18 protein-coding genes are annotated in these 20,311 nt (G+C 47.7%); 5 read left to right on the top strand and 13 right to left on the bottom strand.

Annotated elements, in window-relative coordinates; translation table 11 throughout:
* The first annotated feature begins 51 nt into the window (after nt 1-51).
* Both truB and Pan161_RS17345 read left to right on the top strand, forming a co-directional pair.
* Nucleotides 52-993 (top strand): tRNA pseudouridine(55) synthase TruB, encoded by a 942-nt coding sequence (truB, locus tag Pan161_RS17340; RefSeq protein WP_145229177.1) that lies wholly within the window; start codon nt 52-54, stop codon nt 991-993.
* 129 nt (nt 994-1,122) lie between these two features.
* Nucleotides 1,123-1,698: a Maf family protein gene (locus Pan161_RS17345; RefSeq protein WP_145229179.1), complete on the top strand. Its 576-nt coding sequence runs from the start codon at nt 1,123-1,125 to the stop codon at nt 1,696-1,698.
* Between the two features lie 91 nt (nt 1,699-1,789).
* Here the strand turns inward: Pan161_RS17345 and Pan161_RS17350 are convergent, their stop codons facing one another.
* The 3 genes from Pan161_RS17350 to Pan161_RS17360 form a co-directional block, all read right to left on the bottom strand.
* Nucleotides 1,790-2,341 carry an RNA polymerase sigma factor gene (locus Pan161_RS17350; RefSeq protein ID WP_145229181.1) on the bottom strand — a complete coding sequence of 184 codons (552 nt, stop codon included), beginning with the start codon at nt 2,339-2,341 and terminating at the stop codon, nt 1,790-1,792.
* Nucleotides 2,342-2,604: 263 nt separating this feature from the next.
* Nucleotides 2,605-2,889, bottom strand: coding sequence for a hypothetical protein (locus Pan161_RS17355; RefSeq protein WP_145229183.1), 285 nt, complete (start codon nt 2,887-2,889; stop codon nt 2,605-2,607).
* 355 nt (nt 2,890-3,244) lie between these two features.
* A complete protein-coding gene (locus Pan161_RS17360) occupies nt 3,245-4,990 on the bottom strand; it encodes a hypothetical protein (protein ID WP_145229185.1) in 1,746 nt (581 codons plus the stop codon).
* A gap of 493 nt (nt 4,991-5,483) precedes the next feature.
* On the opposite strand from Pan161_RS17360, the gene Pan161_RS17365 reads away from it, so the two are divergent.
* Both Pan161_RS17365 and Pan161_RS17370 read left to right on the top strand, forming a co-directional pair.
* Nucleotides 5,484-6,788: a hypothetical protein gene (locus Pan161_RS17365; protein ID WP_145229187.1), complete on the top strand. Its 1,305-nt coding sequence runs from the start codon at nt 5,484-5,486 to the stop codon at nt 6,786-6,788.
* 170 nt (nt 6,789-6,958) lie between these two features.
* The gene (locus tag Pan161_RS17370; RefSeq protein ID WP_145229190.1) at nt 6,959-7,711 is read left to right on the top strand and encodes a hypothetical protein; all 753 of its coding nucleotides are present in this window, start codon (nt 6,959-6,961) and stop codon (nt 7,709-7,711) included.
* Nucleotides 7,712-7,771: 60 nt separating this feature from the next.
* Here Pan161_RS17370 and Pan161_RS17375 read toward each other — a convergent pair whose 3' ends face one another.
* The 8 genes from Pan161_RS17375 to Pan161_RS17410 all read right to left on the bottom strand — a co-directional run bounded on the left by Pan161_RS17375 (nt 7,772) and on the right by Pan161_RS17410 (nt 17,074).
* The gene (locus tag Pan161_RS17375) at nt 7,772-9,022 is read right to left on the bottom strand and encodes a DUF6807 domain-containing protein (protein WP_197995377.1); all 1,251 of its coding nucleotides are present in this window, start codon (nt 9,020-9,022) and stop codon (nt 7,772-7,774) included.
* Nucleotide 9,023: 1 nt separating this feature from the next.
* Nucleotides 9,024-10,346 (bottom strand): Gfo/Idh/MocA family protein, encoded by a 1,323-nt coding sequence (locus Pan161_RS17380; protein ID WP_145229194.1) that lies wholly within the window; start codon nt 10,344-10,346, stop codon nt 9,024-9,026.
* A gap of 54 nt (nt 10,347-10,400) precedes the next feature.
* Nucleotides 10,401-10,718, bottom strand: a complete 318-nt coding sequence (locus tag Pan161_RS17385) for a hypothetical protein (protein ID WP_145229196.1) — start codon at nt 10,716-10,718, stop codon at nt 10,401-10,403.
* A 974-nt stretch (nt 10,719-11,692) separates the two neighbouring features.
* Complete coding sequence (locus tag Pan161_RS17390) at nt 11,693-12,649, bottom strand: DUF1559 domain-containing protein (RefSeq protein WP_145229198.1); 957 nt, start codon at nt 12,647-12,649, stop codon at nt 11,693-11,695.
* A gap of 70 nt (nt 12,650-12,719) precedes the next feature.
* Nucleotides 12,720-14,066 (bottom strand): FecR domain-containing protein, encoded by a 1,347-nt coding sequence (locus Pan161_RS17395; protein ID WP_197995378.1) that lies wholly within the window; start codon nt 14,064-14,066, stop codon nt 12,720-12,722.
* Nucleotides 14,063-14,599, bottom strand: a complete 537-nt coding sequence (locus Pan161_RS17400; RefSeq protein ID WP_145229203.1) for a sigma-70 family RNA polymerase sigma factor — start codon at nt 14,597-14,599, stop codon at nt 14,063-14,065. Before Pan161_RS17400 ends, Pan161_RS17395 begins: the two co-directional genes overlap by 4 nt.
* Nucleotides 14,600-14,829: 230 nt before the next feature.
* A complete protein-coding gene (locus tag Pan161_RS17405) occupies nt 14,830-16,089 on the bottom strand; it encodes a sulfate adenylyltransferase (protein WP_145229204.1) in 1,260 nt (419 codons plus the stop codon).
* Between the two features lie 163 nt (nt 16,090-16,252).
* Nucleotides 16,253-17,074 (bottom strand): sugar phosphate isomerase/epimerase family protein, encoded by an 822-nt coding sequence (locus Pan161_RS17410; protein ID WP_145229207.1) that lies wholly within the window; start codon nt 17,072-17,074, stop codon nt 16,253-16,255.
* A 143-nt stretch (nt 17,075-17,217) separates the two neighbouring features.
* Between Pan161_RS17410 and Pan161_RS17415 the strand changes: the two genes are divergently transcribed.
* Nucleotides 17,218-18,027: an SDR family NAD(P)-dependent oxidoreductase gene (locus Pan161_RS17415; RefSeq protein WP_145229209.1), complete on the top strand. Its 810-nt coding sequence runs from the start codon at nt 17,218-17,220 to the stop codon at nt 18,025-18,027.
* 88 nt (nt 18,028-18,115) lie between these two features.
* Here the strand turns inward: Pan161_RS17415 and rpsT are convergent, their stop codons facing one another.
* Together rpsT and Pan161_RS17425 are read right to left on the bottom strand one after the other, a co-directional pair.
* On the bottom strand, nt 18,116-18,388 hold the full coding sequence (rpsT, locus tag Pan161_RS17420) for a 30S ribosomal protein S20 (RefSeq protein ID WP_145229211.1): 273 nt from the start codon (nt 18,386-18,388) through the stop codon (nt 18,116-18,118).
* A gap of 253 nt (nt 18,389-18,641) precedes the next feature.
* Nucleotides 18,642-20,081 carry a tetratricopeptide repeat protein gene (locus Pan161_RS17425; RefSeq protein ID WP_145229213.1) on the bottom strand — a complete coding sequence of 480 codons (1,440 nt, stop codon included), beginning with the start codon at nt 20,079-20,081 and terminating at the stop codon, nt 18,642-18,644.
* Between the last annotated feature and the right edge of the window lie 230 nt (nt 20,082-20,311).

Below are 20,311 nucleotides of genomic sequence, written 5' to 3' on the forward strand. Positions count from 1 at the left end.
ACAGAGCGTACATTTTGCTATAACCACCAGAAACAATGGGCACATTCTCCGATGAGTTCCAATAAATCTGGCGCAGGTCTGAAGATTTCGGGTCTGCTGAATATCAATAAACCACAGGACATCACTTCCCGGCAGGTGGTCAATCAGATCCAGAAGCTGATCAAGCCGGCCCGCGTTGGTCATGCTGGGACTCTGGATCCTCTGGCAACGGGTGTTCTGGTGCTGTGTACTGGATCTAATACACGGCTGATTCGCTTTATCCAACAACAGCCCAAAGAATATATCGGTGAATTTATTCTGGGTAAACGCAGTGATACTGATGATATGACCGGTGAGATCAGCGATACACATGACTGCCGAACGGTAACACAACAGGAGTTGGAAGAATGCCTGCCGACTTTCCAGGGTAGGATCAAACAGATCCCACCTCAGTATTCTGCAGTGCATATTGATGGACGGCGTGCCTACGATCTGGCGCGTCGTGGTAAATCGTTTGAAATCCAGCCGCGCGAAGTCGATGTTTACGAAATCGAATTATTGGACTTTTCCTTTCCCCGGTTTCAATTGCGCATCGTGTGTGGCTCGGGAACCTATATCCGCTCAATCGGACGCGATCTAGGCGAACAGCTGGGGGTGGGTGCCACGATGTCAGCACTGGTACGTACTCGGATCGGCCCCTTTACTCTGAATTCAGCAATGGAACTGGATGAAGAGCTTTCGGTCGGCATGATTGCTCAGAATTTGCAGTCGGCAGTACTCGCTGTGGAACAACTGCCCCACTATCACTGTGATGCACGGGAGCTGCTGTCACTCAGTCAGGGACAAAAATTGAACTGTAAGCCAGAACAATTTCCAACTACTCCCGAAATAATTGAAGTAGCTGTGATCTGCCCCCAAGGTAGTCTTTCGGCAATAGCGGAATGGGACCCGGATGAACAACAGCTGTCCCCACGGCAGGTTTTCCATCCCGCACCTGGAGCGCATCAGAATTAACCATAGCGACTCTCAATCTATGATACTCGGTCCAAATGGCCCTCGAGACGCTACAGTAAAACTGGACACAGTTTAATAATTAATTTTAGTCCAGACCAACTGAGTATTTTCACGCAGAGCGAGCACAACATGAAACTCATCCTGGCCAGCACTTCGCCGTATCGTACTCAACAACTAACACGAATCGGATTAGAATTTGAGAGGTGTGCCCCCAATGTAGATGAAGACCTCTTCAAACAAGCCGGATTCACTCCTGAAACACTGGCAGAAGTTCTGGCCCTCGAAAAAGCAAAAGCGGTAGCTCAACAGCACCCTCAGGCGGTGGTCATTGGAGGTGACCAACTGGTTTCGTTTGAAAACCGGATTCTGGGAAAGCCTGGCACGGAGGAACTTGCGATTGAGCAGCTACTGTCAATGCAGGGACAAACCCACCTGCTGATCACAGCGATTGCAGTACTCGGACCAGACTTTTTAGAAACACACATTAATCAGACCACTCTCAAAATGAGAGAACTCAGTCGAACTGCCATTGAACGCTATGTCCGGTTTGATCAACCACTGAACTGTGCGGGTGCTTACAAGCTCGAGAGCCAGGGAATTACTTTATTTGAAGAGATTCAGTCCACAGATCATTCCGCAATTACAGGAATCCCGCTGATCGCTTTGACCTCGCTGCTGATTAAAGCAGGAATCTCGATTCCCTGATCGTGGTCGATATTTCAAGTAACAACAATCAATAAAACGCCTGCAGAAGTTTCCCCCTACAGGCGTTTTTTTGGTTACCAGTAATCAGCATTCAAACGGACTGCAGATCCAGCAAAGCTTCCCGCAGCCGATTACGGGCTGTGTGCAGTCGGCGCTTGATCGTCCCGATGGGTCGATCAAATTCGTGACTCATCTCCTTCAGGGACTGACCTTTGAAGTAGAATGAGATCAGCGTCTGCCGGTCAACTTCACCAAGCTGTTCCAGACCACCTCGCAATTCAGTAGCCCGTTCACTTTCCAGAAGCTTGTCCAGAGGACTCTCTGGTTCATCGTCCAGGACGATGATGGTATCCGGGCTCTGAATGCATTCGTTTGGTCGACGCACAGCTCGATTGATTGACATCCGGACGGCAATCTGCCGCAACCATCCACCGAAGCGTTCCGGGGCATTTAGCTGAGACAGTTTTCGCATTGCCTGGATGAAAACATCCTGCGTCACTTCGCTGGCTTCTGCATGGTTCCGTAATCGCTTCATGACGATCGCAAATACAGTTGATTCAAACTGAACCACCAGTGAACCGAAAGCTTCTCGATCACCATTCTGAGCAGCAGTAACTAATTCAATTAAGTTCTGATCTTCCATTATACTATCTCTTCTCTGTCCCTGAAAAAGGGCTTTTATCCAAGGAATATCAAAGTGACATGGCATGCAGCTTCGAAGTGAGAACAGAACAGCATCAGAGTCAGTCGATTGCAAGGAAAAGAATTCATTCTTTAACCAACAGGACGACACCCAAGGTGTTGCTCACGCCATCAAAAACGGCACAGTCAGTTCAACCCGACTTGAGTTAAACCAACCACTTTGAGGAACGATTTTCTGCTAAAAAGCAGGGAATGGGAGACTGCCTACGAAGCAGTTCCGGTCACAGTGGTTTGGGTACCCGTTATCCGCGTATATCTTTGATATAGCGAATGCATTGATGGTTGATGTTGACAACAATGCCAACCCATCGGGGGGGTCCCCGGCATACCACCGGATTCCGACAATCGTTCTCCACTTAGAGGGCTTAACGAATCCAGAAGGAGGGCGGCACGGACGACATCGATGGCTTTCACGACAGCTGCTTTGACAAACGCGCTGTTGTTAATTGCTTTGACGACGAAACGACGATTCTGTTTATTGAAAATCATCAGTGCACCTCCTGCGTTAAACCGCAGAGAAAGAGACTAAAAAAGCGAGGTTACTACCTCGAAAGGAAAAAACGGAACAATACCGTTCACAAATAATTTACAGAAAATCCCCAACTCATAAATCAGGAATTCTCCTACATCAGCTAGACTGAGCATGGCTGACAAAGGTTCGCGTATTTTTGACAGTTTTCGGTAAAATGTCGAATCTTTCAAGAGATGATTTGCAAAAATGTTCATTTTTCCACCATTCGTTAGTGAATCCTGACCATCGCATCTTCGCACATCCCTTTTGATATCAACAACTTATCACTACTAAGGTGATGGTTATTTTCTCATAACTGTTTTCACGCTTTTTTCAGTTCGCAGGTTGGATTCTCTCTCTTCTGGCTGAGTAAACAGTAAATAGTTTGAAGCCGCTTTTCAAATTCTGAACCGGAACATAGGTTTTGGTCCTGAGAAACTGCTGACCTGTCGCCAGGCTGAAAGTCAGGTAAGATACTTCAATCCCCTGTTTTTCCTTCAGATCTGTTGGAAAAAGTGCTTTCTGATGTTGAAGATCGGCCAATATGTCAATGATTTTTGTCAGGATCATTGGCACATCGATCAAGGCCAGCAGATTGGACCGCTCCAAACCTTTACTTAGAGCCGATTTGAAAGCAGGTTGATTTTGTGCAATCTGTCTCGAATCGGATGGGGCATTCAGGGCCATCAGTAATTTTTCCATCGAAGCCGTTCCCCCCATTGCCTGCAGTACTTTTCCTTCGGGGTAAGCCATACGATTCGTAATTCCCTCTGCTCCGTACAGAATTTCCAGCATTCGTTTCTGAATCCGCAGCGGATCAGACTCGGGATCAACCTCCTGTTTGATGACAGTCAAGTCTACTGTTTCATCGCCGATTTTTTCAGCGTCAGGAGTATACTTGATTTCCTGTTTGACGCCGGGGAGTGACATATTTTTCAGCATGGCCATCATCTGACGAGTATATTTTCGCATTTCGGCAGATGGAGAAACTTCTGAAACCGTGTAGGCATTCAACACACCTTCCGACAGTCTGCCTAATTCGAATGAGAAATAATAACTCCCATATTTCAAACTGCGAATCGCTTTCACAATCGAGTCAAACTTCTGACGAGCCTCCTGATTCTCAGCGGTTTCATCAAACATCTGCGCCGTAAAATTCATTCCCCAGGTAATCAGGGCATCCGTATTCCCGGCACCGGCGAAATACGCCAGCTGACCGGCAGGAAATTGCCCCAGTTGTTCAAATTTCTGAGGTGGGTTTTTCTGAAAAAGATGATCGGTCTGTGAATCTGATATGACTTCAAACAGACTTTCCAGCCCGATGCCCTCCTGTTCGACGGTGAGTGCAGTTGTGTAACTATGGGAGTCCTGTACAGCCTGTAGAGCTCCTTTACCCAATGCTGAGTACATGGCTAGAATCGGTTCCGTGTTCACACCAGGTGACGTTTTTATCGATTTCGAAATCTGATTTAAAGTTTGCTCTAGCTGCTGCCCGGCCAGTTGCAGCTGAGTCTGGTAAATCGTGACCAGTTTCTCTGAATTAACATAGACAGATAAATCTCCTGTCGCAAATATTGCTTTTGCTTCGTCGCTCATCAAGGCCTGGAAATTCTGATTCGAATCTTTGATGACCTCCAGCGCCTGATCAACAAGCCTCTGATCTTCGCTATAAATGATCCATTTTTCCCGAACGACACTTTTATAGTTTTCACCGAGGCCGGCCTTGAATGCCGTCTCATCCGTAACAGGTATTACATATAGCAACCCGGGCCGTTTCGTCTGACTGAGAAAAACCCCCACACACATGTCACGTGTATTGTCGACACCTGCCAGAGTGGGGTTGGAAATAGAACGCCCCAGAAACGTCCGTAGATTTGCTCCCAAAATCGTACTCAGAGACTCGTCCACCTGATTCATGATGGATGTCAACTTCTGTTGTGTTACACGAGGCTGCTTGAGCCGGATCACGATTCCCGCATCTGATGAGATTGCCGTTTGCGAAAATCCAGCCACAGAAACGTCGGTAAAAGATAAAAGAAGCACACTGATAATCAGCAGATTCTTCCAGTTAGCGAACATAATCGAAACACTCCATCTATTAAAAAATGCAAAGGTCGGTTGTCTGATGCCTTATTATATACTTTGTAAATCAGCGTGAGCACTGCTCCAGAGCTATAAACCGTAACTATTCTTAAACCATTTATAAAGCTGCAGTTACCTACTCTTATCACAAGTTTTTTTAGTGCAGAACGGATCGTATCAAATTCAGTCCATTTAAACTGGGGCCCATGGGGCATCTGAGAAAAGGTTGCCTTTCAAACAAACTGTATCGATTAAAAAACTTAAATCTCATGCAACAAAGTGAACCCTTAAATCAGACTCCAATTCAAAACCGACTCTCTTGTCTGAGATTGATTTCTTCCGATGATAGAAGTGTCTTGTTTTTTACTGGTTGAAGAAATCAGCGAGTGTCCGCCTGAGGATAATGGCCCGCTCTTATCTGTTCTCAACTGTTCTAAAGTAATCTCATATAAACGACAAAGATCTCGTTGAAGGATCACAAAGAGTATCAATGTCTACTGGATTTGCCGGCTCTCGTACCATGGATGAACGCCGACGCCGCAGACTGGCGTCGGAATCTTCCGAGTCTCTAGAGGATTCGAACGAGGATGCTGTATCTCAGAATATCGCCCGAACCCATCGTTTCGCGTCTGGACAGTATCCGTTGCGGACGATCGTTTTTCCCCGACGCTGGAAACTGGCAGCATATTATCTACCTGTCCTCTTCTGTTTTGCCGCGTTAGTTACAGCTGACCTTTATCGACCTGAATTGACCAAACCAGATTCCGCTCTGGCCGGTTACCTGTCATTGAAAACCAGTTCACTGTCCCCTGTTCTGAGCGGGGCACTCCTGTTCGTTTCAGGTCAACTGTCACTTCTGATTGCTTCCTTGCGAACACAGAGCCTGCATGATTTTTCGGGCAGATACCGTCTCTGGAAGTGGGTTGCCTGTGGATTGTTTCTCTTTGCCTTATGCACCACGACCAGCCTGCATCAGATCTGGGCCAGTACCGTCATTGAATTAAGGCTGTTTGACTGGGGACCCCATACCCATCTTTTAGCCTGGATGGTACCGGCACTGGTACTCGGTTCCAGCGTTGCCTTGATGACGTATCTCGAATTACGTGGGGACCGCGCAGGATTGAATATGACAATCATCGCGGTCGCTTCATACGTAGGATATTTAACATTCCAATTCACTGATAATCTGATTCCGGGAACCGCCTATCATCATTTAATCGGTTCCGGCTTATTGTTGTTCGCACACTGGTGTTTCTTCACGAGCCTGCTGCTGCACTTGCATCATCTGCTGTACCAGTCTGTCGACCTGCCAGAAAAAGTACCTTCACGATTCAAGAAAATCGGAGGAGAGTATCTGCGTCGTCGCCGCATCAAACGAAAAGCAAAACGAGTCGCGAAAGCGCTCCTGCGTAAAAAACAGCGGGAAGCAACCAGATTAGAACAGGAAGCAGCAGAACAGGCCCGTTTGGCAGAAGAATCAATCGAAAAACAGAATTCGACAACGACTCCTGAGAAGTCAAAAGAAATTAAACCTGCCCCCACTCCGAAGGAAGTAACTTCGGTTTCAGAAAAGCCGAAGGCCCCTGAACCTGCTCAAGCTGAGAAACAGCCCCCCGCTGCTAAAACGGTATCGCGGCAAAAAAACAGGCCTGCACAGAAAAAATCACGCGTCGATCAGCCACACGACCCGGAACAGCTCAAAGGCTTAAGTAAACGGGAACGCCGAAAACTGCAGAAACAATGGCGCGAAGCAGAACGTCAGAATGCCGCTGAAGACGAATCAGACTGGTCATAATTCTCATATTTTTATGAACCGGATTTAGATAACGCTCGTTTCTCTACCTCATTCCGTATAGACTTTCCCTATGCAAATAGCCGGAGTTTTAAATCTATTAAACTCCAGGAACTTCGATTCTGCATACACTATTCAACTCGACCTGAAACTTCGAAAGAGGCACTACTGCCATGGCAGATGACAATTTTTACTCAGAAGAAAATGACGACTTTTTACCAGAGTCCTCTGCTCAGCCAAAACAGGGCATGAGCACGGGCGTCAAAGTCCTGTTAATTCTGCTGGGCGTTGGTGGTCTGTGTATGCTGCTGTGCTGTGGTGGTATTTTTTGGTTTTTCAGGAACGCAGGGATCCAGTGGACTCAGAACAAAGCGGAAATCAAAAAGATTCAGAACGAGATTACTGATATCACCATTCCTGACTCCTTTGAACCGCAGGCAGCCATGTCCATGAAAATCCTCAACATGCGAATGGCCATTTACGAGTATAATCCCAAACCGGGAGAGCTTTTTCTAATCAGTATGGGGATTGCCGATGATGGTATGATTGATATGGATAAAGAATTTCGTGACAGCATGCAGCGGTCAAACCAGAATCAGCGGAAGCTCGATATTAAAAAAGAAGAAGTTCGCGAATTCGACATCGATGGCGAGAAAATCAAATTCAACTTTGCGGTAGGCACTGACAAGAGTAATAAAGAATTCCATCAGGTTACGGGAGTCTTCCCCGGTAAACAGGGAGCTGCCTTCCTCTTAATACAGATCGCCAGTGAGAACTACAATGAAGAAGAAATTGTCAGCATGATTGAATCCATCAAAATCCCCAGAATGGAACCTGAAGCCGAGAAAGAACCTGCAACGGAAAAAGAACCGCCTGGTGAAACGAAACCTGAAATTGAAAAGCAGTCAAAGCCAGATTCAGAATAACCAGACAATAGATGCGGTCCTCAAATCGATCAGTTTGTGCCAATAATATAAAGCTCAGACTCACGGTGCCGAAATAATTTTGACCTGGGGAGGCTGGGCGTAGTCTTCCCATAAGCGTTGATCCTGTTCCGCATTCGGCTTACCGTCATGCACATAGTAGCGATAGCGTGAGACGAACGTTTTTCCCGGCTCAATCGTAAATGGATCCAGAGCAGCAACGGCAAAACAGAAGTAAGGCATCGTCGGATGCAGTCTGACTGGTTGTGGAAACCGGAAATTTCCCGGATGATCCAGAATTGCAATCCCCGCTGTCTCGGCTCCCAATCGGCCATACATCTCAACCCACGCCGGTCGTGACTGATTGCCATTCAGTTTGTCTTTCCCTTCACTGGTCAGATAATTGTAAGCATCCGCTCCATGCCAGTCAGCATGACCGCGTACTGTCATGCCTCCATAATGGATCTTATCTATCGTGACCGGCTGATCTGTAGCACACTTCTGAGTCGACCTGATATCAAACAGAAACTGCTCATCCAACGCATACACCCGTACCCGCCAGGTTTCTTTGAGCATCGTCACCGGGCCAGATTGTTTTGTCAGGTCAACATGATCAATGGTCGTCGTAAACGAACCAAAAACCGGACCACCGGAAAACGAGTTGACCTGATTGTGTTCCACTTTTCCAAGCTGCGACTTCTGATCCCAGCCGTTATTTTCACGTCCCTCAAAAATAATTTTACGCCACGATAACATGATGCCATGCTGATGTGCATGATCGGGATTGAAATCGTCAGAAATTACTTTCCCTGAAGGTGTATAGAGCGGATGAATATAACCGCTTTTGTCGTAGTATGCTTCATCCCGTCTGGGTGCTTTGACAATCGCATGATTATACGTCAGGACCGGTTTCTCAGCGACTTTGACATTCAAATGTTCGCCATCATCGCTCACCGTAACCTGCTCCGTCTGTGGCCCCCCAGCCCCACCGGTCAGGAGCTGATATTTTCTGGTCGCGCCGGCAGCCAGTGGGTCCCTTAAAATCCAGACCAGTTCGTTCTGTTCTCCTGCCTGTCCGATCTGTACAGGAATTTCTCGCTTGTTATCCAGTCGAAACAGTGTCAGATGCTTCTGATTCTTGAAAATCTCAGGAACAGGAATGCTGACCACACAATTTTGACGTGCCTGTTTGCCTGCAGCCAGTTCCAGATAGAGACCGGGCCCTGCTTCAGAAACAGTAAGACACCCAAATAGTATCATCGGCAGAACTGCAAGGTTATAAATTAACGTCTGTCTGATTGTTCGAATTTTCATATTAGAGAGTCCATCCTGAGCGGTATTCGCGTTGTAAGTATTTTGCTGCTTCGGGAGCGTTAACGACCTGCATAGATTCTGCATCCCATTCCACTTTTTTGCCTGCCCGAAAGGCCAGATTTCCCAACAGAATGGTTTCGGTCAGGGGCGCGGCATAATCAAAGTGACATGCTGTGTTCCCGTTTCCTTTACAGGCTTCGTACCATTCCATGCGATGATTGCCAATCGCGTCTGGAATCGTTTTTTCAGGAGGTTTGAAGCCGACATATTTTTCCTCAGGCATTAATACCCGCTTATTGTAATCTGCAGCAAGCATCCCTGATTCTCCAACAAACAATATCCCGGCAGGCCATTCAGGGCCACCCAGGTCGAGAACAGCCTGGGGAGTATTACGGCCATGAGACCAGATCACTTCTACCGGAGGCATCGAGCCTCGTGCAGGGAACTGCCAGTGACAGTCGAGCCAGAAGGGAGTGGAATCGGGATGCAAATCGGGGCCTTTGGTTTCCACTGCTGTGGGATACTGCAGGTCGAGAGACCAGAAGATCAGATCCATATAATGGCAGCCCATATTCCCCAGGGTTCCGTTGCCGAAATCCCACCAGTAGTGCCAGTCGTGGGGATGATAACAGGGATGAAAATTCTGCATGGGAGCTGGGCCCACCCACAGATCCCAGTTCAATGTTTTGGGAATTGGCTGTGGACTCACCGGACGATCAACGACACGCTGGTATCGTCTCCAGCCGCCTGGTTTTCCAAACCAGACATGCACCTGCTTGACATCGCCAATCGCGCCTGACTGGATCAGTTCGACAGTCCGGCGGTAATTATCTCCTGCGTGATTCTGGGTTCCCATCTGCGTGACGACTTTTTGTTCTTTCGCCACGCGTTGCATCTCACGGACTTCATGGATGGAATGAGCCAGGGGTTTTTCACAATAGCAGTGTTTGCCACGACGCATCGCATCAATGGCAATAGTCGCATGTGAATGATTGGGGGTCGTCACAACGACGGCATCAATCTCTTTATCAAGCTGATCCAGCATGACACGAAAATCGGCATAGGTTTTCGCTTTGGGATATTTTGCTGCATATTTCGCCGTGCGCGCTGAATCGACATCACACAGGCCGACGATGTTCTGACTGGAAACCAGCCCCAGATTTGCATTCCCCTGGTTCCCCAGACCAATACAGGCGATGTTGAGTTTCTCATTGGCTGATTTACTTTCTGCCGCCAGGGAACTCCCCCCGAGCCAGAGCCCGGCACTTCCCAGTACCGAATCTCGTAACATTTTTCGACGCGTGATTTTGGAATCAAATGACATTGATTTAAAGCCTCTCCTTACATTCAGATCTGCAGATCGGGTTGATCTTCTATTCTACATTGATTTCAGGACAAAATGAAATTCGTTTTCAGAGTCCTGGCTGACATTTTCCTGTCGTTCGCTTTCCGAGTTGTATTTCGCAGGTATGTAGGATTCCATAATATCCTCACCAAAATCTTTACCTTTTTTACCGGTCTTTCTCGCCGCTGAGATGATTACTTTTTTTGTACCGACGGGACACTGCAGATCGAATTTCCCGTCGACGATCTGTCCGGCTGCTGCTGGCCCTGTACCATCGGCGGGTTCAAAAATGATATCGCCGACCGGAATGCTATTCCCGTCCAGTGAAACAGTCCCTTTCACTTCAACCATTTCCGGTCCACTGTTCCCCTGCGATCCACAGCCTGTGAAAACCGACAGATTCAGAAGTAAGAATAACAGATAACAACATGCATTGATTCTAGAGTTAAAAATGGCTGACACCTCGATCAGTAATGAAAATTTGGCCCAAAACCTTCTTCACAAATAATAATATTTCAGAATCAGTAAAAACGGTAACTGATTAAATTCGACTTGACTTCATCCTGCATCGAAACAAGATAAGCGTTTAACTGTGTCGCGCGCGTGACCAGTTTACAGTGCACTGAAACACCGGCCAGTTGTTCAAAATCTTCACCGCAAATGAGCCTGTTTTTTCCAGATTTGCACTGCCTGAAACGACACCCGTTCGTGATGTATGCCTGCGGGTCGCCACACTTCGCAGTACTTCGTCCCGGCACCGCCCCGGGAACGACCTGTATCGCGCTAGTATCAACCTGTATCGCCACAATTGATTCTCCATCTCCTCTTGACCCCCACACGCCCTTCCCGAAAATACTCCACCATGCAAAACAACACAGAATTTAGACATCAGACCGAACACAAGATTGAACCCCAGAATAAACATACAAACTCTATGTCCTCACACATCCCTATGGCACAGCTAGAGCGCATCACATTTAACCATAGCGTCTCTCAATCTAGTATACTCGGTCCAAATGGCCCTAAAGACGCTACAGTAAAACTGGACACAGTCTAGAATGCCCCGAAAACGGCGCTGGATTAATACCAGAGAAACTCATCCGAACTGGGTAACCCCGAATGCAATTCGGGGTTGTCGCAGACAACAGGAAACTGACGGGGTAACCATGCGGATCAGTGCATATATGGGGGTGTGCTTCAAGTGTCAGCCTGTAGAACCGGTACTGAATCACAATTCACAACTTGCCCTGCAGACAGATTCTACTCGATCTCCTTTCTTCCCACGCAGATGGAAATCCCGAACCACTACACAGGTTAAACCAGGTCTAAAATTCTCCCAGTACTTCTCCCCCAGCTCGTGTTCCCAAATGACGAAATGTGGCTGTGTCGACATTGTCGGAAATGAACCGCACTGCGCCATCTGCCAATAGAAAATGGGCTCCCCCTGTGTGCCTGCTGCGTGCATACACGGCATTGTCACCGCTGGAACAGGTTGTACTGATCGGGGCATAATCTCTGTGGTAACCGTAGGTCACAGTATCGGGTACCGAAGTATTGGGCCCCTGCAGCGTGGTAAATGTACCACCACCCACATATTTTGTTCCCCAGATCCTGCCGCGCAGATCACCAATCGTCAGACAGTCTGCGACGGGACTGCCGCCAGCGTCATCTGGAACCAGATTAATTTCCCCGGCCGCGATAGTATTTGAAGTGCCATCGGTCACATCGCTCATTCTGACCCGTGACACATAAAAGAACATCCCGTTTAATTTAGGAAAGGTTCCATCGGCTCCCTGTGTCGTCGATCCGGAGCAGAGTAAATAATTCGAGTAAAACGTACTCTTCTGGTTGCCAATTTTGCCACTGTTGGGATCGGAAGGACACATAAAAACCGGCACTTTGACTGATCGCTGCGGATGGGAAGCAAAGTCACTGACAGTGCCTGATTGAAATCCGTCTCTCAGTTTGTCGTATAATGGTGCCTGGTCTACGTAAGGCAAGACCATATGAAACCAGGACTGACGCGCATGATTCTGTCCTGTGTAGGCAGCAGTATTAACACCGCAGACGGTCGCAAAAGGAAATACACGATGCGAATCATGATAATTGTGCAGCGCAATTCCTAACTGTTTCAAATTATTCTTACAGGTACTCCGGCGGGCAGCCTCCCTGGCCTGCTGTACTGCCGGTAATAATAATGCAACCAGGATCGCAATAATCGCGATGACCACCAGTAGTTCGATTAGTGTAAAACCCTTTCGTTGTCGCTCTGGAAACACCATAACTTCTCTCTTTTTAATAATATTTGAAAAAGGAATGAAAACCATCTCAGGGAAGTTCATTGAGGGGTTCTTAATGCGGAGATTGAACGATCACACGAAATTCATCGACAAAACGTTCTCCTGAAAGGAGCATAAACGAAAGTGTGCGTCGGTCAGGTGAGATAGAAACTTCGTCGTATCTGGCTTGTGGATCATTGCCGCCCGTATCAGTTTCAGTCCCCTGATGAATAAATTGACGATTGGAATTCTTCAGGCTGAGAGGATGAAATAGTCTATCCGTTTGAGACAGAATTTTTTTATCCAATATGACCCCCAGAATGGGACGATCAAAATGAATTTCACCTTTAACAGGAATAAAAGCCCCTTCCTGTACTGCAGGATCATAATAAATCCGGTAGCAGTCCACTTTAGTCCCTGCGGATACCATGCCAGCTCTCTGCGACGGCCCGATTTCCGACGGTTTCGCCACAAGCATCAAATCACTGTTCAGCAAAACCTGCATCCGCTCTGGAAAGATAAATGCCAGGCCATCGTGCTCAAAGACCTGATACATGCCTGTTGCCAGCGCATCAGGCATGTTCTCCTGTAAAACGACAGAATCAGAATAATTGAGTATGCCGCACTTTTCAGCGAGCGAAAGTGTATCGGAATCTTCAGCAATCTCATTTTTAAATGAATCGATCGTTGCTGAATGATGTTCTGAAACCTGTTTACTCGACTGGATCCCTCCCGCTCGATTCATCAAAGAGGCGATTACTTTTCCTCGGTAAACCTGAATCCGTGTATCAAGTTTTTCTACTGTCTGTACGGAGAATAAAGTCCCCAGATCAATCACACGCCCATGAGGCGTGTCGACCTGAAATCCGATTCCTGAACTGGGGACATTGGCAATAAAACTCCCCTGCTGTAAATGCATCGAATTATTGCCTGTCACTTCATAGGAAGCGGGTGCAGAAATAAGAACTTTAGCGCCGGTCGGAAAATGCAACTCGGCTGACCCCTGTTTGAGAGTCTGTCTGATATGATTTTTAATCGGTTCGCCAGAGCTGAAGACCACGTCCTCTGAAATCGACACGAAAGGAGAACTCAAGACAGACTGATAAAGATAATACCCACCCAGTAAGAGTAGAATACTGAATATCGAAGCCAGTACCGAGATGGCCACTGTTCTGTTGCTTCTGGAAAAGAGCTGATTAGCTCGTGAAAACGCAGTACTCTCATCTGGAAGAGTCTGCTGTTCCAGTTCAATGGCAGCCCCCCACTCAGCCAATACCAGATCATCGCTGGCAAAGGTAATCAATCGGTCGGCAAGTTCCGGCTCATTACAGAGTCGCTCTTCGAATGCATGGAGTTCCTCTGGAGACAGTGATCTGTCGAGATACTCCTGTAAAAGCCGGTCATCATCTTGCTGAATCATTCGACAGATTCCTCCAGGAGTCGTTGCGCGATGCATTCTCTCAGGATGGCGCGAATGCGATGAATCCTGGCATAGAATGCGGTCACTTTGAGACCAGACTGTGCAGCAATCGCTCCCAGACTCTCGCCCGAATTGTCATAACAACGTGCGATGAGTGCGCGACTCACTTCGGGCAGGCGATCCAGACATTCCAGTAGTTTTTCCCGCCTGGTGGAAACGGGTTGATTCTGCTCGACCCGCTCGGCTGCTTCCGCCAGAACAGCGATTAACTGCGGGTTCACAGGTTTTTCCCGATCATATTTTCGATAATAGGAAAGAACCCGGCGAAACGCGATTTCACGAGCCCAGGGAAAAAAACCAGCGTCAGTATCCAACTTTGAAAATGATTCGACCACCGCAACCGAGACCTCCTGAAATATGTCATCTGCATCAGAACGGTTGCGAACACTGGCATGAATATAGGCATATAGCGGTGCCTTATAGTGTACCAGCAGCTGAGCAGCATCTGATTGTAAATCCGTATCAGCCGACATCGGTTACTTTCGAAAATATTGAACTTCCCAATTTATAGAGGAATCAGATCCTCGTTTTTTTACGCGCTAATTTGAAGATTATTAAATAATTAACAAAATCGTCCGTTCAACAGCAATCGAACGGGATATAGAACGTGATTTCCCGTTTTTTTTACCCGTTCATGAAAAAAGGCAGACAGGTCGAATACCTGTCTGCCTTTCACAATTTATGTAGTTAACCTGACGGTGAATCAGGAAACTTTCATCGCTTCCGCCAGAATTTTGGAAGTACTTTCCCGCATAATGCGAGGATCTACCAATTCGCCTTCCTGCAGAGTCGCACGAACCTGTTTACCTGAGATGAAAACAGGTTTTTCTTCTGAATGGTTTTCCATCAGGTCGACGCGGCCCAGTGATTCATAGAACGCAGCAAATCCAACATTAACCGGTTCAATCAACAGCTCACCAGCCAGGTTATTGAAGATTTCCTGAGCGTCGAAGTCACCCCAGATCGCAGTTCCATCTGCATAAGGAGCATCAGCGTGCTTACGACCAATGACGATATTCGTATAACCCATGTTCTGACGATAAATGCCATGCATGACCGCTTCTTTGGGTCCGCCGTAGAACATTTTGATATCCAGGCCGAGCAGTAAAACACGATCAGGAGGAGTATCTTCGCGAGATCCCCAGAGTTCAGGATTACTGTCACCTTCACCGAGCTCCCGGTTTTCAATCAACTTCTCATACGTTTCCATCCGGATTTCGGCACTCACGTCATCGCTCTTCGTTTCACCAATCAGAGGATTCAGAACAGCGCCTGCATTTTTGCCGGCTTTCAACAAGGATTCCAGTCCGTAAACCAGTGCATACTCATGGGCACGGTGCAGCGGATTACGTGTCTGAAATGCGACGACAGCATCCCAGCCTTTTTCAGCGATCAGGGCACGTACTTCGCGCGGAGTGAGAACGTATTTCCCGAACGCGCTGTTTTTTGGCTGAGGCAGAACACGGATTTCCCCACCAATCAGATGAGTTTTATCAGCATCACCTTCAAGGACCATGGCAGCACCTGGATGATCGGTACGCTCAGTCTGATAGACACTCTTGATGTATTTGGGTTTATCCCATTCGAATACATCAGTAATATCCAGAGTCGCGACGATCTCTCCCGCCGGATTGGTTAAAGCGACTTTCTGTCCGCTCGACAATGTAGCCGCGAGTTCTGACGTGACTGGTAAAGAAAGGGGAATGGTCCAGGCGTATTGCTTGCCATCAACTTCGATGCAGGCTTCATCCAGAACGCGGTTATAAACTTCTCCATTCATCGGCCCGGTCAATGGGCTTAATGTGCCGTCACCCAGACGATATACGGTCGACAAATCCGCGGCAGAAACAGGGACCTGGGGAAGTCCTGCTGCTTCAGATTTGAAGCTGTCAATTTCGCCAGCAGGTACTGTACAACAGACAGGTTCGCTCAAACCTCCATGAGGGGCAATAAGATCGGCCATTGTTTGTATTCTCAATATTTACAAAAAGGTTCCAGAAGTAACGCCAACCATTGGGCGTTTCCAGTTGCGAAATTAGGTAAACGCAGGGAAAACTTCAAGCAACAGACGCGAGGATTCACTGAATTCAAAAAACTCTCTGGTTTCAGAAGGATTTCAGGAGCATTTAACCTCTTAAACCAGCCTGCTGCATCAACAAGTCAGTCGCCGTATATGCTTCCCGGACCCATTCCTCAATTTTGTCTGGCTCAGGAGAATATTCCAGCTCCAGGGAGATGGCTCCCGGAAGATGTAAATCCCGTATCTCATTCAGGTAAGGTTCAAATGGGACGACTCCTCGGCCCGGAGGAAGATCGCCGTGAACTTTCCCATCACAGTCAGAAATATGCACATGAATCGCTTTGTCCCGTAGTTTTCTGAGCTCCTGGGGCGCAACATCTGCCAATAACAGGTGTGAAATGTCAATATTGGCTTTCAGAGCAGGATGATCCACTTCATTGACAAATCGCACCATCGTCTCGACGCTGTTCAGCAGGGAAAGTGGAAAAGGCTCCAACTCCAAAGCAATCTGCAGCCCCAATGATTCGGCATAGCCAGCCAGTTCCCGGCACTGATCAATGCCGAGCTGCCATTGTTCTGCTGGCGGAATGACTTCGCGGTTCCAGATGTACTCGCCGAGCACTAGCAGCAGATTTTTCGCTTCGTATTCATAACAGAGATCCAGGTAGGATTTGACCCGCTGAAAATGAAACCGCCGGACGCTCGGATTAAAGTCGATCAATCCCACGGCGACACAGCAGACCGAGATGATCGGCAGTTCCAGACGATCACAGGTATCTTTGACCAGCCTTCGTTCGCGAATGTCCGCCTCTAACGGGTCGATGAAGATATCGACGCAATCAAAACCGATCTCTTTTGTTTTCTGCAACCCCCAGGCGGTATCGCGGCCGGCTTGTGCCCAGGCGGAGTTAATCATGCCAAGTTTCATTATCTTCCCTTCATCCAGATAAGATCTTGCTCTCTTTCCTGACATATTAAGATAACAGGCCGCTTGCGGAGGGAAAAGCGATTGATCAGAATGAGAATTCCACTTTCCCGGTGAAATACCTTGTCTAAGCAGGATAATAACTCATGGATCTGAATCTGTCTGGCGCTACTGTAGTAATCACCGGAGGTGCCAGTGGAATTGGCCTGGCCACTGCCCGTACATTTGTCGCAGAGGGAGCACAGCCTGTACTCTGGGATCAGTCAGATCGAGTTTCTGAGATTGCCGCGCAGTTAAGCGACGAAACCGGCCAGAATGTAATTGGACTTCGGGTTGATCTCACCGATTTCCCCGCCGTTCAGACAATCACACAACAGACATTACAACGCGTATCGCGGATATCACATCTGGTACATGCTGCTGCCATTGGTTCCGGTAAATTCGGTTTCCCCTTTACGAACCTGACTCCTGCAGACTGGCCACGTGTATTTGAAGTCAACATGCAGGGTATGGTGAATGTGGCACACGCAATTGCTCCAGCGATGCAGGAAGCCGGACAGGGCAGCATGACGTTTATCAGTTCAATCGCCGGCCAGATTGGTTCCCAGACAGATCCCCCTTACAGTGCTTCCAAAGCAGCAAATATTAACTTTGCGCAATGCATTGCTAAAGATCTGGCTTCACATGGGATTCGCGTGAATTCGGTCTGTCCCGGCATGGTGCAGACTCCACTGAATCAATCGGTCTGGCAGGCCTGGAATGATCGACAGTCACCGGAAAATCAGAAGTCATATACTGACTGGGCTGGCGAGAAAATCAGACAACTGGTTCCACTTCAGCGCTGGCAGACCCCGGAAGATATCGCCGACATGATCGTATTTCTCAGCTCAGACCGGGCGGCCCAGGTGACCGGACAGACCATCAATGTAGATGGTGGCTTTGTCATGCACTGGTAACCGGATGTCAAAAAATAAAGCCCTGCGTAAATTGGTTCTCTTTAAATAGAACCAGCTACGAAGGGCTGTTTTATTTCAAATCTGCGGACTACTCAGCAGCTTTGGTCTGGTTTGCGGATTTAGCCAGACGTGATTTCGTGCGGGCAGCGGCATTTTTGTGAATGATACCTTTCGCAGCCGCCTGATCGATCTGCTTGGCAGCAGCCTGCAGAGCCTTAGTAGCGACCTGTGCGTCATCACCTGAGACTGCGGCACGGGCATCTTTGATTGCGGATCTTAATTCCGAACGAGTGGAACGGTTACGAAGACGACGGGCATCACTTTTTCGCAACGCTCTTTTGGCACTTTTTGTGTTTGGCATGTTTTGACTTAAGTATTTTCTGAGTAACTGTTTACGATACAAACTGGCTCACGTCGTTGAAGACAGTCGCCACATGAAGATCTCAGGCAGATTGAGAAGTTTAACAACCTGTGAACCGATATTCCAGCCATTCTGAACAGCTAAAACCAGCTTTTGTCAGGATTTTACAAGAATACCTTCAATACTGATGAGGATCACTCATCCAGAAGTGATGCCATCAACCTAAACATACGGACCTGATTCCTGGTTAAGTTTAGACTGAGCCCCTCCCGCCAGATCCATCACCTTCCCCCGTACCATCATCCTCTAACCGTTGACGAGCATCTTTATAGTCATAATCCAAGGCAAGGATTTCACTGTAATGATCATCCGCCTGTACTTTTTGTCCGGCTTCCTGATACAGCCGCCCGAGGAGATAATGAGCCTCCTTGAATATTTCGGGGTTTTCATCACCGGAGAGTTTAGGAAGTGCTTTTTCAAACTGGCGCTTGGCAAGTTCTTTTTTGCCATCGGCATAGAAACATTTTCCTAATGCCACGAGTGCATTTGAACTGATGCGGGAGTCTTTTACCGATTGTTGCAGTAAAGAAATTGCGGAAGACCATTTCTTCAGGCGAATAAATCGCTGAGCGAGTTCATACTTGATTCTCATGTCCGCTGGATAGCGTTCGACGCGTCTGGTAAAGATTTCGATTTCTCTTTTGATCAGAGCTTTGCTGATCAGCGTGACCTGTTTTTTTGCCTCTGCATTTTCGCGATCAAGATTAAATTCGTCTTTCGCGGCCGTGAGTTTATCCCGTAACAGGTCGAGTTCAATATCTTCTATCTGTTCTCCGATATTCGAATCTTTTCCGGAAAGTTCATACGCCTTTTCGTAGTGTGCTTTGGATTCGAGTGGCTTCCCTTCACGACGATAGAAATCGGCCAGCCTGAGATAATGGTCCTTATTTTCAGGCTCTTTGCGTATCGCCCGCTGCAAGTCTGCTTCCAGTGACTGCCCGGGACCATCCGCCACATTCCCTTTCTGAGCCTGCTGTCGCTGTTGAGGGGTCGCACGATCTTCATCATAGGCAGACTGGCGTTTGACGCCGCTTGATTTCTCTGCGCCTTCATATCCGCCTCGAACCCGCGTCTCAGTCGCCATCAGCGAAGTCACTTTAGACCGGGCTTCCCCATCCATTGGATCGAGTTTGAACGCCATTTCCCAACATTCCCGAGCCGATTTAAATTCCCCTTTTTCTTCGAGCAGTTCTCCCAGTTCGGTATAATAAGACTTATGTGCCTTATCATTCTCAATCGCCATCTTGAATCCAAAGATGGCTGCATCGACGTAGCCCAGGTTAGAACAGGCTTCCGCCATATCCGCATTTAATCCCGGATCCCAGGGGTTGAGCGACAAACCTTCTTCCGCCAGTTGATCAACGGCTGCCCAGTCTTTTTTGCGTCGGGAGTTTTTGATTTTCGTTTTTAAACCCGCTAATTTCAGCATTCCCATTTTCGAACCGGAATTATTGTCACCGTACTTTTTACGCTCGGCGCCCCGCTTGGTCTGTCGATACAATAGTGCTTCCGGCTCAAGTTTCACCGCGGTCGTGAACATCTCGATGGAATAATCCCAGTTCTCTTTCGACAGGGCCTCATTGCCCCGTCTCCAGCAGTCTGCAGCGATCTTTTTATTTCTGTCCGATGTCATTTGCTCTTCCGCTGTTAACCAGATACTCAAATCAATAATGATGAGTGCAATGACAACCCCCTGTCGTACCGATTCGATGGGTTTGCCCGCACTTCCAGTGGTGACGCTTCCTTACGTACCAGTGTTACATCTTACAAGATTTTTTAACACCTTGCCATCACAAGTTTTACTTAATTTTAATACACACTCGTACCGTTCACACCAGAAACCTCTGCTACAGTGCTTGCAAC

The sequence above is a fragment of the Gimesia algae genome (genome assembly GCF_007746795.1).
Taxonomy (GTDB): Bacteria; Planctomycetota; Planctomycetia; order Planctomycetales; family Planctomycetaceae; genus Gimesia; species Gimesia algae.

Coding starts and splice junctions, on each gene's coding strand:
- truB (WP_145229177.1), top strand. CDS start 52: ATGAGTTCCAATAAATCTGGCGCAGGTCTGAAGATTTCGGGTCTGCTG.
- Pan161_RS17345 (WP_145229179.1), top strand. CDS start 1,123: ATGAAACTCATCCTGGCCAGCACTTCGCCGTATCGTACTCAACAACTA.
- Pan161_RS17350 (WP_145229181.1), bottom strand. CDS start 2,341: ATGGAAGATCAGAACTTAATTGAATTAGTTACTGCTGCTCAGAATGGT.
- Pan161_RS17355 (WP_145229183.1), bottom strand. CDS start 2,889: ATGATTTTCAATAAACAGAATCGTCGTTTCGTCGTCAAAGCAATTAAC.
- Pan161_RS17360 (WP_145229185.1), bottom strand. CDS start 4,990: ATGTTCGCTAACTGGAAGAATCTGCTGATTATCAGTGTGCTTCTTTTA.
- Pan161_RS17365 (WP_145229187.1), top strand. CDS start 5,484: ATGTCTACTGGATTTGCCGGCTCTCGTACCATGGATGAACGCCGACGC.
- Pan161_RS17370 (WP_145229190.1), top strand. CDS start 6,959: ATGGCAGATGACAATTTTTACTCAGAAGAAAATGACGACTTTTTACCA.
- Pan161_RS17375 (WP_197995377.1), bottom strand. CDS start 9,022: ATGAAAATTCGAACAATCAGACAGACGTTAATTTATAACCTTGCAGTT.
- Pan161_RS17380 (WP_145229194.1), bottom strand. CDS start 10,346: ATGTCATTTGATTCCAAAATCACGCGTCGAAAAATGTTACGAGATTCG.
- Pan161_RS17385 (WP_145229196.1), bottom strand. CDS start 10,718: ATGGTTGAAGTGAAAGGGACTGTTTCACTGGACGGGAATAGCATTCCG.
- Pan161_RS17390 (WP_145229198.1), bottom strand. CDS start 12,649: ATGGTGTTTCCAGAGCGACAACGAAAGGGTTTTACACTAATCGAACTA.
- Pan161_RS17395 (WP_197995378.1), bottom strand. CDS start 14,066: ATGATTCAGCAAGATGATGACCGGCTTTTACAGGAGTATCTCGACAGA.
- Pan161_RS17400 (WP_145229203.1), bottom strand. CDS start 14,599: ATGTCGGCTGATACGGATTTACAATCAGATGCTGCTCAGCTGCTGGTA.
- Pan161_RS17405 (WP_145229204.1), bottom strand. CDS start 16,089: ATGGCCGATCTTATTGCCCCTCATGGAGGTTTGAGCGAACCTGTCTGT.
- Pan161_RS17410 (WP_145229207.1), bottom strand. CDS start 17,074: ATGAAACTTGGCATGATTAACTCCGCCTGGGCACAAGCCGGCCGCGAT.
- Pan161_RS17415 (WP_145229209.1), top strand. CDS start 17,218: ATGGATCTGAATCTGTCTGGCGCTACTGTAGTAATCACCGGAGGTGCC.
- rpsT (WP_145229211.1), bottom strand. CDS start 18,388: ATGCCAAACACAAAAAGTGCCAAAAGAGCGTTGCGAAAAAGTGATGCC.
- Pan161_RS17425 (WP_145229213.1), bottom strand. CDS start 20,081: ATGACATCGGACAGAAATAAAAAGATCGCTGCAGACTGCTGGAGACGG.